Origin of the sequence: Coralloluteibacterium thermophilum (assembly GCF_042654365.1) — a bacterium.
Lineage (GTDB): Bacteria > Pseudomonadota > Gammaproteobacteria > Xanthomonadales > Xanthomonadaceae > Coralloluteibacterium > Coralloluteibacterium thermophilum.
In genome coordinates this window covers 1-12926 of the sequence record NZ_JBHSGG010000029.1, presented here as the reverse complement: position 1 = coordinate 12926, position 12926 = coordinate 1, and the positions used below count along the sequence as shown (strand labels likewise).

At 73.4% G+C, this 12926-nt stretch carries 8 protein-coding genes; 3 read left to right on the top strand and 5 right to left on the bottom strand.

Annotated elements, in window-relative coordinates; genetic code table 11:
- Positions 1-158 precede the first annotated feature (158 nt).
- On the bottom strand, positions 159-2510 hold the full coding sequence (locus tag ACFO3Q_RS09955; RefSeq protein ID WP_377004522.1) for a penicillin acylase family protein: 2352 nt from the start codon (positions 2508-2510) through the stop codon (positions 159-161).
- Between the two features lie 211 nt (positions 2511-2721).
- A complete protein-coding gene (parC, locus tag ACFO3Q_RS09950) occupies positions 2722-4968 on the bottom strand; it encodes a DNA topoisomerase IV subunit A (protein WP_377004521.1) in 2247 nt (748 codons plus the stop codon).
- A 155-nt stretch (positions 4969-5123) separates the two neighbouring features.
- Between parC and ACFO3Q_RS09945 the strand changes: the two genes are divergently transcribed.
- From ACFO3Q_RS09945 to ACFO3Q_RS09935, 3 genes are all read left to right on the top strand, one after another.
- Positions 5124-5576, top strand: a complete 453-nt coding sequence (locus ACFO3Q_RS09945) for a MarR family winged helix-turn-helix transcriptional regulator (protein WP_377004520.1) — start codon at positions 5124-5126, stop codon at positions 5574-5576.
- A 96-nt stretch (positions 5577-5672) separates the two neighbouring features.
- Positions 5673-6773, top strand: coding sequence for a hypothetical protein (locus ACFO3Q_RS09940; protein ID WP_377004519.1), 1101 nt, complete (start codon positions 5673-5675; stop codon positions 6771-6773).
- Between the two features lie 70 nt (positions 6774-6843).
- Positions 6844-8088: a multidrug effflux MFS transporter gene (locus ACFO3Q_RS09935; RefSeq protein WP_377004518.1), complete on the top strand. Its 1245-nt coding sequence runs from the start codon at positions 6844-6846 to the stop codon at positions 8086-8088.
- Between the two features lie 30 nt (positions 8089-8118).
- Here ACFO3Q_RS09935 and ACFO3Q_RS09930 read toward each other — a convergent pair whose 3' ends face one another.
- The 3 genes from ACFO3Q_RS09930 to ACFO3Q_RS09920 form a co-directional block, all read right to left on the bottom strand.
- Positions 8119-10128 (bottom strand): M2 family metallopeptidase, encoded by a 2010-nt coding sequence (locus ACFO3Q_RS09930; RefSeq protein WP_377004517.1) that lies wholly within the window; start codon positions 10126-10128, stop codon positions 8119-8121.
- A gap of 82 nt (positions 10129-10210) precedes the next feature.
- Positions 10211-12181 carry an AsmA family protein gene (locus ACFO3Q_RS09925; RefSeq protein WP_377004516.1) on the bottom strand — a complete coding sequence of 657 codons (1971 nt, stop codon included), beginning with the start codon at positions 12179-12181 and terminating at the stop codon, positions 10211-10213.
- Between the two features lie 177 nt (positions 12182-12358).
- Positions 12359-12808 (bottom strand): MliC family protein, encoded by a 450-nt coding sequence (locus tag ACFO3Q_RS09920; protein WP_377004515.1) that lies wholly within the window; start codon positions 12806-12808, stop codon positions 12359-12361.
- Positions 12809-12926: the final 118 nt, after the last annotated feature.

Below are 12926 nucleotides of genomic sequence, written 5' to 3'. Positions count from 1 at the left end.
AACGATCCGCCTGCGGCGCGCTGGCCGCGTGCGACGCGGTCGGGCCGGGTCGCGGTGCGCATTGTGGGACGGGCTTCGCCGGCTGGCAAGGCGGGGTAGGAACGGGCGGGCCGATGCGGGAGCGTGCGGCGCTCCCGCGCGTCGGCCCGTCGTGGCGCCTACCGCGGCGCCCCGGGCCGCGCCACGGGCGCCAGGCGCAGCGTGTGTTCCGGTGCGCCGGGCAGGAAGGGCGTCGGGCGGCCGGCGGCCCAGTCGGCGTGGCCGGCGCTCCAGAAGGGCGAGAGCGGATGGCCGCTCTGGCCGCCCGGCATGTGCAGGATGCCGTCGGCCTCGTGCCCGGGCGCGACCACCATGCGCTGGGACGCGCCGAAGGCCGGGCCCTGCACGCGCGGCATGTGCGCGTCGCCCGGCAGCGGCTCGCGCGGCATGCACAGCCGGTCCCGGAACGGCCCGGGCAGCGCCGGCGCCAGCGGATGGCAGATGGACGCGGTGTTGCGCTCGCCCCAGGTGCGCGCGGCGAGGTCGCCGCCGTCCTGTCCGAGTTCGGTCGCCAGCGCGTCGGCGGCGTCGGCCAGCAGCGCCTCCCAGCTGTCGAATCCCGGGGGCAGCAGGTGCGCGGGCCGCTCGCTCACCAGCGGCCACAGCGTCGCCTCGAACTGCGAGGGCCGAGGCAGCCGGAAGTCGGCGCCCAGCGCCGCCCGCGCCGGCCCCAGCAGGCCCTCCAGGACGCGGTCCATGACCTGGCCGCGGAAGCCGCGGGCGAGGCGGTAGCTGGTGGCCTCGACGTCGGCGCGGCCGGACCATTCGCGGCTGGCGGCTTCGAGCCGCTGCAGCGCAGGGGCCTCCGCGTCGGCGACCACCTCGCGCAGCAGCCGGTACCAGCGTTCGAGGAAGAGGGCGCGGTCGTCGAGCTGGATCGCGAGCAGGTCCGCCTCGGTGAAGCGCTCTTGCGCCAGCAGCGCGTCGTGGATCTGCCGCTGGCGCGCGCCGAGGTCGTAGCCGCCGTCGCCGACGACGGCGAGCAGCTCGCCGTCGACCACGCGCGCGTTCGCGGTCCAGATGCGATCGTCCCGCACCACCGGGTGCGCAGGGCGCAGGACGGCGGCGGGCGGCGGTTGCGTCGGGTCGAGCGGCGCGGTCCGCGGCAGCGGATGGCCGGCGAGCATGCGCGGCAGTCGCGGCCCCGCGAGCGTCCACAGCACGCGGCCGCCGCTGTCGCCGGCGACGAGGTTCTGCGCCGGGAGACCCATGTCCGGTGCCAGTTCCGCCAGCGCCTCCGCGTCGGGCGCGCGCGCGGCATCCAGCAGGGCGAGGCGGATGGCACCGCGTTCGTGCGCCTGCCAGTGCAGGGCGAGGCGGCGCCCGTCGTCGGTGCGTTCGAGCACCGGTCCGTAGGCGCTCTGCTCGACCTGCAGGGTGCGGGCCTCGGCGCCTGCGACCTCGATGGTCTCCTCGACGGTCTCGACCTCGGCGTCCTCCGGCAGCAGGACCCAGTCGGCCCAGTCGCCGTAGCTGTTGGTGAAGCCCCAGGCGACGTGGCCGTTGCTGCCGACGATCACGCCGGGAATGCCGGGGAGGGTGACGCCGCCGACGTCGACCTCGCCTCCGGGCGCACGCGGGTCCGGGTAGCGCAGCCGCGCGCGGAACCAGATGTTCGGCGCGCGCAGCCCGAGGTGCATGTCGTCGGCGACGATGGCGCGGCCGTCTGCGGTGAGCGCGCCGGACACCGCGAAGTTGTTGCTGCCGACCGCCGGCGCCTCGGCCGGCAGCGCGGCGCCCTGCGCTTCGAGGTGCGGCAGGCTGCGCAGGTCGAGTTCGTCCGGCCCGGGCAGGACGCTGTCGCCGCGCGCCTCGCCGATCAGCGGGGCGTCCCAACTGCTGCCCTCGGGCGCGAGCAGGCGGTACAGCGCCGGCGGGACCGCCTCGCGCAGGCGCCACAGCGCGAGCTCTCGCGCATTGGTGGCGTCCTGCAGGTCGAAGAACATGGCGTAGCCGACCAGGGCGGTGTCTTCCTGCAGCCAGGGCGAGGGCGCCCGGCGCAGCAGCAGGTAGGGCCAGGGGCGCGCGGCGAGGTCCGCCAGGCCCGCGTTCACGCCCTCGCGGTAAGCGCCGAGCTGGCTGCGCTGGGCGCCGGCGAAGGCGTCGAAGCCCTCGCGGACGCGCGCGCGCAGGCGGTGCACCCGGACCTCCTCGTCGTGCGCGAGCGCGCGCGGCCCGAACAGCGCGGCGAGCTCGCCGGCGGCGGCGCGGCGCATCAGGTCCATCTCGAAGTAGCGTTCCTGGGCGTGCACGTAGCCCAGGGCGCGCAGGGCGTCGTGCTCGCTGCCCGCGGTGATGGTGACCGTGCCCAGCGCATCGCGCTCGACCGTCACGGGGCCGGCGAGGCCGGGGAGGACCCGCTCGCCGTCCAGCACCGGCAGGCTACCGCGCAGCGCCCACCAGCCGGTGCCCAGCACGAGCACGATGAACAGGCCCGCGATCGGCGCGAGCCGCGACAGCCATTTGCGCATGCCTTCGATGTCCCCTGGTGGTTGCGCCGGATCGCCGCGTCCTGCGGTCCGGCGAGGTGGCGCCACTATAGCCGCCGCACAGGGACGGGGAGGAGCGGGGAATGCGGACGGGGAAGCGGATGCGCCCCGGAGGCGGCGCCGGATACGGAACCGGGGCGCGGGCCGATGCGGGAGCGGCGCGAGCCGCTCCCGTCCCGACGTCCCCGCGGCGTTAGCCGGCCACCGCCGCGTCCACGCGCTGGAAGCCGCGCGGCAGCAGGTGCCCCCGCTGGGCGCGGCTGCCCAGGTAGCTCTGCAGGTCCTTCCAGGTCAGGGTCAGCTTGCGCTGGCCGCAGTAGAGGGTCAGTTCGCCGCCCTGGCGGACGCTGGCGACGGCGGTGACCGATTCGTCGCCGGACTTCAGCCGCGCCGGCGGGATCTGGATCAGCTTGTTGCCCTTGCCGCGGTCGAGCTCGGGCAGCTCCCCGAGCGGGAAGGCGAGCAGGTGGCCGGCCGAGGTGATCGCCACCGCCAGGTCGTCCTCGCCGGCGACCGCCACCGGCGGCAGCGCCACGGCGCCCTCGGGGACGGTCAGGAGCGCCTTGCCCGCCTTGTTGCGGCCCAGGAAGTTCTCGAGACGGGTCACGAAGCCGTAGCCGTGGTTCGACGCGACGATGTAGCGCAGCTCCGGCTCGCCGAAGGCCATGCCGACGAAGGCGGCGCCGGCCGGCGGCGCGAAGCGGCCGGTCAGCGGCTCGCCGTTGCCGCGCGCCGAGGGCAGGGTGTGGGCCAGGGTCGAGTAGGCGCGGCCGCCGCCGTCGAGGAAGGCGACCTGCTGGTTGCTGCGCCCGCGCGCATGCGCCCGCAGTGCGTCGCCCTCGCGGTAGGCGAGCGAGGCGGGGTCGATCTCGTGCCCCTTGGCGGCGCGCACCCAGCCCTTCTCCGACAGCACGACGGTCACCGGCTCGCTCGCGACCAGGTCGGTCTCGGCCAGCGCCTGCGCGGCGCCGCGCTCGACCAGCGGCGAGCGGCGGGTGTCGCCGAACTTCTTCGCGTCCGCCAGCAGCTCGTTCTTGACCAGCGTGCGCAGCCTGGCCTTCGAGCCGAGGATGCCGACGATCTTCTCGAGCTCCTTGCGCAGCTCGTCCTCCTCGCCGCGGATCTTCATTTCCTCGAGGCGCGCGAGCTGGCGCAGCTTGGTCTCGAGGATGTAGTCCGCCTGCACCTCGTCGAGGCCGAAGCGCGCCATCAGCACGGGCCTGGGCTCGTCCTCGCTGCGGATGATGCGGATGACCTCGTCGAGGTTGAGGTAGGCGACCAGCAGGCCGGCCAGCAGGTGCAGGCGACGCTCGACCCGTTCCAGGCGATGGCGCAGGCGCCGGGTCACCGTCTCCAGGCGGAAGGCCAGCCATTCCGACAGCAGCGCCTTGAGGTCGCGCGCCTGCGGCCGCCCGTCCACGCCGATGACGTTGAGGTTGACCCGGAAGCTCTTCTCCAGGTCGGTGGTGGCGAACAGGTGCCCCATCAGGGACTCGGCGTCCACACGGTTGGAGCGCGGCACCAGCACCAGGCGCACGGGGTTCTCGTGGTCGGACTCGTCGCGCAGGTCCTCCAGCCAGGGCAGCTTCTTCGCGCGCATCTGCTGGGCGATCTGCTCCATCACCTTGGACGGCGAGACCTGGTGCGGCAGCGCGGTGACGACGAGGTTGCCCTGCTCGCGGGTGTAGACCGCCCGTGCGCGGATCGAGCCGTTGCCGGTCTCGTACATGCGCAGGATGTCGGCGCGCGGGGTGATGATCTCGGCCGAGGTCGGGTAGTCCGGCCCCTGGATGTGCTCGCACAGGTCGCGCACGGTGCAGTCGGGCTCGTCGAGCAGGCGGATGCAGGCGCTGACGACCTCGTTGAGCTGGTGCGGCGGCACGTCCGTGGCCATGCCCACGGCGATGCCGGTGGTGCCGTTGAGCAGGAGGTGCGGCAGGCGCGCGGGCAGCCAGGACGGCTCCTCCAGCGTGCCGTCGAAGTTCGGCGACCAGTCGACCGTGCCCTGGGCCAGCTCGCCCAGCAGCACCTCGGCGATCGGCGTCAGCTTGGCTTCCGTGTAGCGCATGGCGGCGAACGACTTGGGGTCGTCCGAGGAGCCGAAGTTGCCCTGGCCCTCGATCAGCGGATACCGGAACGAGAAGGGCTGCGCCATCAGCACCAGGGCCTCGTAGCAGGCCGAGTCGCCGTGCGGGTGGTACTTGCCGATCACGTCGCCCACGGTGCGCGCGGCCTTCTTCGGCTTGGCCGCCGCGTTGAGACCGAGCTCGCTCATCGCGTAGACGATCCGCCGCTGCACCGGCTTGAGGCCGTCGCCGAGGAAGGGCAGGGCGCGGTCGAGCACGACGTACATCGAGTAGTCGAGGTAGGCGCGCTCGGCGTACTCCCTCAGCGGGATCTGCTCGAAGCCATGGAAGGTGGGGCGGACGAGATCGGTCATCGGGGACTCCAGGACGCAGCCGCGCATTATCGGCCAGTGCGGCGGTGGCTCAAGCGTCGCGGCCGGAAGCGCCGGGCCGCGGGGCGGGCGGCGCGATGCGTGCCGCGGAGATAATTGCCTTGACAATCACTTGCGCCGGAGGACAATCGCCGCCCATGTCCAGCGCGCCGGGCCAGCACAGCCTTTCCAACTTCGGCCTGCTCCTGCGCCAGGTCCGCGACGGCCTCGCCCGGCGCCTGGAGCACGAGCTGACCGCCGGCGGCCACGACCTGAACCTGACCCAGTACCTGGTCCTGAAGCACCTCGCGGCGCGGGGAGAGACGACCGCCATCGAGCTGGCCCGCCACCTCGACCACAATCCCGGCGCGATGACCCGCCTGCTCGACCGGCTCCAGGCGAAGGGCTACGTCGAGCGCCGCCCCCACGGCGCCGACCGCCGCGCCCTCCTGGTGTCGCTCACGGGCGAGGGGCGCGGCATGTGGGAAACGCTGCAGGCCTGTGGCCGGCGCGCCATCGGCGCCGCGCTGCAGGGGCTGTCGGCCGACGAGACGGACGCGCTGCTGCGGACGCTGGAGCGCGTGCGCGACAACCTCTCGGGCGCGCAATGACGCGAGCCGGTCGCGTCGGGGGGATGTCGGTCCTGCACGCGCCTTCGATGGCGCCGGGCCGACACTCGTGCGCGGCGATTCCCGGAGGAGGCGGCGATGCCGACAGGACGTGCCGCCATGGCGCTGGCACTGGGGGCGACGCTGGCGATGCCGGCGGCGCTCGCACAGGAGGTGGACGAGGGCCTGCACCTCGGCGGCGCGGTCCGGTTCACCACCGGCTGGCGCGACTACGGCCCTTCGGAGGGCGACGGCGACGTGGACCTCGAACTGCTGCGGGTGGACGTGCGCGGCCGCCGCGGCGCGTTCGAGTTCTCGGCGCAGTACCGCTGGTACGAGACCTTCGACGCCATCCACCACGCCTGGGTGGGATGGCGGCTGGACGAGGGGCGGGGCCTGCGCCTCGGCGTGCAGCAGGTGCCCATCGGCCTGCTGCCGACCGCCTCGCACGGCTTCTGGTTCGGCTCGGGCTACTACCTCGGCGTCGAGGACGACTACGACCTCGGCCTCGTGTGGCGCGATATCGATGCCGGGCGCAGCTGGCACGTCGGGCTGTTCGCCGCCGACGAGTACGGCACGGGGTGGCGCTACGGGCGCTACTCCTTCGACGTCGCCAGCGTGCCGGGCAGCGAGCATCGCGAGCGCGAGCGGCTGGTGCTGCGCCACGCGCGCCGGCTCGAGCGCGGCGGATGGGACCTGGAACTGGGCGGCAGCGCAGCGCTCGGGCGGATCGAGGCGCGCCCCAGCGGCCGGCATCCGCGGCACGCGCTCGGCGCGCTGCACGCGGAAGCCGCGCGCGGGCCGTTGTCGCTGCAGCTGCAGTGGCTGCGCTACGGCTACTCGGTCGACGGCGAGCGCATCGCGCTGGCGGCGTTCGACGCGCCGTTCGAGATCGCCGCCCGCGCCGACGTGTACACCGCGAACCTCGCCTACGCCTTCGACATGGACGGCCGCTGGCTGGACGCGCTGACCTGCTACAACGACTTCAGCACGACCCGCCCGCGCCGCGGCCCGGGGCTCGCCGACTCCTACCAGAACGTGCTTGGCTGCAGCTTCGGCAAGGGGCCGATGCTGACCTACGTCGACCTGATCAGCGGCCGCAACATGTGGTTCGTCGGCGGCCCCGGCGTGGGCATCGACGAGGGCGACGCGGGGCGCTGGCACTCCCGCCTCAACATCAATCTCGGCTTCTATTTCTGAGGCGACGCGCAACCGGAAAGGCCGCCTTCGGCTGCTATCCTCCGCGCGCCCGTCGCCGGCGAATCTCCCCATGACGTCCCAGCCCGCGGTTCCCCGCGGCCGCATCGCGCTGCTGCTCGCCGGCCTCGCGATGTTCGGCCCGTTCGCCATCGACACCATCTTCCCGGCCTTCCGCGTGATCGCGGCGGACTTCGACGCGGGGAAGGTCGCGATGCAGCAGACCATCAGCGTCTACCTGATCGCCTATGCCGCCACCAGCCTGTTCCACGGGCCGCTGTCGGACGCCTACGGGCGCAAGCGGGTCATCCTGGGCGGTGTCGCGATCTTCGTCCTGGCCTCGATCGGCTGCGCGCTGGCGCCCGACCTCGGCACGCTGCTGGCCTTCCGCGCCCTGCAGGGCGTCTCGGCCGGCGCGGGGCTCATCGTCGGGCGCGCGGTGATCCGCGATCTCTACGACGGCGACGACGCGCAGCGCCTGATGAGCCTGGTGATGATGATCTTCGGCATCGCCCCCGGCATCGCGCCCATCATCGGCGGCTGGATCATCGGCTGGGCGGAGTGGCATGCGATCTTCTGGTTCCTGGCCGCGTTCGCCGGGGTGCTGCTGGTCGCGACCCTGGTGGCCCTGCCCGAGACCCATCCACCGGCGGCGCGCACGCCGATGCGGCCCGGCCCACTGTGGGCCAACGCCCGGACCATGGGCGGCGATCCCGCCTTCGTGCGCCTGGCGCTCGCGGGGTCGTTCAACTTCGGCGCGCTGTTCCTGTACATCGCCAGCGCGCCGGAGTTCGTGCAGACCCACCTGGGCCTGGGCGAGCAGAGCTACGGCTGGTTCTTCGTGCCGGTGATCGTGGGCATGATGAGCGGCGCCTTCCTCAACGGCCGGCTGGCGGGGCGGATGGCGCCGACGCGGGTCGCCAACATCGGCTTCGGGGTCTGCCTCGCCGCGGTCGCGGTCAACCTCGCCGGCAGTCTGGTCGCGGCGCCGGCCCTGCCGTGGGCGGTGCTTCCGCTGGCCTGCGTGTCCTTCGGCGTGGCGCTGGCGTTCCCCATCCTCACGCTGGCGCTGCTGGACATGTATCCCCAGCTCCGCGGCGCGGCCTCGTCGATGCAGGCCTTCGTCAGCCTGGTCTGCAACGCCCTGGTCGCCGGCGCCCTGTCGCCGCTGCTGAGCGCGCGGCCGGCGGCGCTGGCCGCCGGCGCGGCGGCCTTCACCCTGGTCGCGTGGCTGCTGTGGCGCTGGCACCTCGCGCAGGGGCGCCGCCTGCCGCGGGCGACGGAAGCCGCCGCCCTGGAGCCGCTCGACCGCATGTAGCGCGGCATCGGCGCTGCCGGTGTCGCGGGTTCAGCGTGCCGCGGTCCGGGCGGCCGGCGCGCCACCGCCTTCCGGCCAGCCGCAGGCATGGCCCTGGTTCTGCTGGCTCAGCCAGTCGGACAACGGCTGGAAGTAGTCGAGGATGGCGCTGGCGTCGAGCTCCTCCCGGCCGGTCAGTTCGCGGATCGTCTGCTGCCACGGCTGGCTGGCGCCGGCCGCCAGCATCGCGCGGAACTTCGCGCCGGCCTCTGCGTTGCCGTGGATGTTGCAGGCGTGCAGCGGGCCCTGGTGCCCGGCCGCCTCGCACAGCGCGCGGTAGAACTGGAACTGCAGGATGTGCGAGAGGAAGTAGCGCGTGTACGGCGTGTTGCCTGGCACGTGGTACTTGGCGCCCGCGTCGAAGAACTCCTCGCCGCGCGGCTCCGGCGGCGCCACGCCCTGGTACTGCGCGCGCAGGCGCCACCACGCGGCGTTGTACTCGCCCGGCGCGATGGAGCCGTCGAACACGCCCCAGCGCCAGCGGTCGATCAGCAGGCCGAAGGGCAGGAAGGCGACCTTGTCGAGCGCCATCTTCATCTGCGCGTTGATCAGCGCCTCGTTGCTCTGGCGCTGCGCGTCGATCAGGCCGATCGAGGCGAGGTACTCCGGCGTCATCGACAGCACCACGGTGTCGCCGATGGCCTCGTGGAAGCCGTCGTTGGCACCGGCCTGGAACAGCGGCGGCTGCTCCTTGTAGGCGATGTAGTAATAGATGTGCCCGAGCTCGTGGTAGATGGTGAGGAAGTCCTCCTCCGTCGGTCGGATGCACATCTTGATGCGTACGTCGTCGGCGAAGTCCATCGACCAGGCGCTGGCGTGGCAGACCACGTCGCGGTCGCGCGGCCTGACGAGCTGCGAGCGCTCCCAGAAGCTCTCCGGCAGCGCGGGCAGCCCCAGCGAGACGTAGAAGTCCTGCGCGCGCTCGGTCATCGCGCGCGCCATCGCGAGGTCGACCTCGCGCTCCAGCTCGACGCGGTCGGCGGGCGAGGGCGGCCGACCCAGCGCCGTCAGCCGCTCCTGCAGCAGCGCCTCGCGCTGGGCCTGCAGGGCCGGCGTGATGCTCAGCTGCGGCTCGTTGCGGTAGGGCATGACCAGCGGCCAGAGGTTGCCCCACTGCTGCGCCCACATGTTGCCGGTGAGATGGGCCGGGATCTTGCCGTCGATCTCGCCCTGCTCGCCGTACTTCTGCACCAGCCTGGTGCGCACGTAGCACTGCAGGTTGTCGTAGAGCGGCTTGACCTGGCCCCACAGACGGTCGGTCTCCTCCCGGAAAGCGTCGGCGTCCATGTCGTAGCCGGAGCGCCAGAGCGCGCCGGTGTCGGCGAAGCCCAGGTCCCGCGCACCCTGGTTGGACAGCTCGACGAAGCGCTGGTAGTCGGCGCGCATCGGCACGGCCACGGCGTGCCAGCCGCTCCAGGCGTCCAGATGGGCGGCGTAGTCGCTCGCGGGGTCGGCCAGGACCTCCTCCAGCGCGCCGAGCTGGCGGCACTGCCGCTCGCCGTCGACCTCGCGACAGTAGGTGCCGGCACCGTAGGCCTGGTCCAGGCGGGTGGCGATGCGGGTGAGTTCCGCCAGCGCCTGCGGGTCGTTCGGCGCCGGCATCGGGGTGGCGAGCTTGAGGAGCTGCAGCGCGCGCCCGGTGGCAGGGGTGAGTTCGAGCCCCTCGAAGCGGCGCGACTCCTCGACGAAGCGGCCGAGCTGGGCCAGGCCGCGCTCAGTGGCCTTGGCCGCGACGGTGGCGCTGTCGGGGCCGATGTAGGTCTGCGACAGCCACTGCGCGGCGGTCTGCTCGGGATAGTCGGCGCGGAGCGTGTCGTTGACCCGCGCGACGAAGGCGTCGGCCTCGGCGGTTTCGGCGGCCGTCCGCGCCTGCGCCTCGGTGTCGGCGGCGCGCTGCGCGGCCTCGGGTTCGATGGGCGGCGGCGGTGCGTCGCGCTGGCAGGCGGAGACGACGAGGCAGCCGGCGAGGGCCAGGGCGAGGGGAGCAGGGCGAAGGATCACGTGCTGAACGTCCGACCGATGCGCGGGGGGCGCGGGAGCGGCAGGCTAGGGCCGCGCTTCGCCCCCGTGCAAGGGGCGGATGTCAATCCGCGCCCTGTTGCCGCAGGGAGGCGCCGCAGTCGCTGTCCTCGCCCGGTCCCAGTTCGAGCAGGGCGAGCAGGGCGGCGGGCGGCGCGATGCTGCCCAGGGCCACCGCCGCGGCGCCGCGCAGGGCGAGGCCGCTCGCCTCCGGGCGCACGCTCGGCGACGCGAGGGTGCCGCGGATCCACAGGGGCGTGCGCACGCTGAGGAAGCTGCGGTCCTTGGGCTGCGGCTCCACCCGGATCTCCAGGCTCTCGTCGGCGAGGTTGATCCGCGCGTCGCCGTAGATGACGGTGTCGTCGGTGTCGAACAGCAGCCCGCGCGAGGTCATGAGGCCGTCCTCGACCCCGAAGTCCACGTAGCCGCAGCGGATCACCACGTCCGGGTCCCGGCCCAGCCAGTAGCGGAGCGCCTCGGCGATGTCGAGGCCGACCAGCTCCAGCAGCAGGTTGCTCATGCGGCCGCTGCCCATGCCGAGCGCGACGTCGCCGCTGCTCGATCCCAGCATCGCCGCCACCGAGTTGCCGGTACCGCGCAGCTCGGCGTCGCCGGAGATGCTGCCCACCGCGTCGCGCATGCTCTCCGCGGCGGGGAACAACCGGGGCAGTTCGAGCCCGCGCACGTTGATCCGCGCCGCGGTGCGGATCGGCTCGCGGCTGGCGTCCATGTCGATGGTGCTGCGCACGTTGCCGCCGGCCACGCCGAAGTTGAGCGGGTCGAGGTTGACCACCCCGTTCTCGAGCACCATGTGCGCGTCCATGTCCTCCAGCGGCCAGCCCGGCGCCTCGATGCGCGCGGCGCGCAGCCGGACGTCGGCGTCGAGGCTGCGCAGCTTGCCGAGATCGTAGGGCGTGTCGGGGAGGATGCGGCCGGAGGCGGCGCGTTCGGCGGCCTGGCGCTGCTGCTGTTCGGAGGCTGTCTCGCCCTCGCCGGTCCGCGGGGGGGCGCCGACGAAGCCGGCGAGGTCGTCGAAGTCGAGCAGGTCGGACGCGAGCTCGGCCTCCATGCGCAGGCGGTCGCCGCCGGTCTCGACCACCACGTCGCCGCGCAGGTCGCTGTCGCCGACGGTGCCGCGGAACCCGCGGTAGCTCCAGGTGTCGCCGTCGCGGGCGAGGCGGCCCTCGAGCGTGTAGGGCGGAGTCTCCGGCAGGGCCAGGCCGATCAAGCGATACAGGTCGCCGAGGTTGGCACCCTCCAGGGACGCATCGGCCTCGAAGGCGTCCAGCCGCAGCTGGCCCTGCAGCGCGCCGCGGACGTGCGCGCGGGTCGCGCCGGCGCGTGCGCGCAGGTCGACCCGGTAGGTGTCCGCGCTCTGCGCCTCGATCAGTTCGAGTGGCGACTCGATGCGGCCTTCCAGGGTGAACGGCTCGTCGCGATAGGTTCCCTCGCCCGCGACCGCGAGCGGCGCCGGCGTGCCGGCCTCGCGGGGTTCAACGGTGTCGACGGAGAGCCTCAGATCGGTACGGCGGTCGCCCTCGCGGAACACCAGCTCGCCGTCGACGATGCGCAGGTTGCTGAGGTCGGGCAGGTGCGGCGCGCGCCCGTCGTCCTCCGCGTCCTCACGGAACACCCAGTTGCCGCCGTCCTCGTGGGTCTCGATGATCACCCGCGGTTCGGTGAGGTCGAGCCGGGGCAGGACGACCTGGCCGCGCAGCAGGCGCCAGAGCGCGATCCTCGCCTCCAGCCGTCCGACGCGCACCATCTCGGGCTCGTCCGACCACTCGGCATTGGCGAGCATCAGCCCGTCTGCGCGGATCGTCGGGGCGGTCAGCGACAGGTCCACGTCGAGATCGCCCTCGATGCGGAACTCCCGTCCCGTCGCCGCCTCGACCCGGCGTTCGACGGGCCCCTTGAACCAGTTCCAGTCCCAGACCAGCGCCAGGACCACGAGCGCGAGGACGATCGCGCCCACGACGTAGGGCCATCGGCGGCGGCGGGCGGGCGGGGCGGCGGGCGGCGTGGTCGCATTCATGCGGCCGAGTCTTCGCCGCCGCATGTTTAGAGGGTGTCATGCGCCGCTACGGTCCGACGCCTCGCCGCCGGCGGCGGGCCGGCCGAGCCCGCCACCGCACCGCGCGAGTCCGCGGCGCCGTGGCAGGCGCATCCGGTTCCGCTGTGCTGCGCGCCGGGGCCGCAGCCCGGCGGACGGCTACGGCGCCCGGGCGATCTCGCGGCAGTCGCGCGGCGCCGCGCCGCCCTGCTCGAGGGTGCCGCTGTTGCCGCGCGTCCACCAGGACAGCCCGTCGGACTGGTAGTGCGCGCCGGAGGCCGACACCACCTGCGGCAGGTCGATCTCCTGGTCGTCGAGCGTCAGGGTCGCGTTGTCCTCGCCGTAGCGGGCGTGGAAGCGGAAGCCGTCCTCGCACTCGTAGGTGACCGTCCCGGCGACCGGCTGGGGCGCGGCCGCGCCGTCGGCGCCCAGGTTCGCGGGCGGCGCCGCTTCGGGCGTCTGCGCGGTCTGTGCCGGCGGCGGCGCCAGGTCTTCGCGGGTGGGGGTGGGGGACGTGGCGGCGTCCTGGGCGGGCTGGTTGCCGCAGGCCGCGAGCAGGAGGGCGCTCAGGGCGATCGATGGAAACAGCAGGGCGTGACGGTTCGACATCGCGGTTCCTCGGTTCCAGTGGCGGGTGAACGATAGGCCATGCCGCGTAAAACTTCCGCTAGGTGTGGAGCTTCAATAGGTTGTTTCGACTGAGTCCCAGTCGTGAGACGGGAGCCAA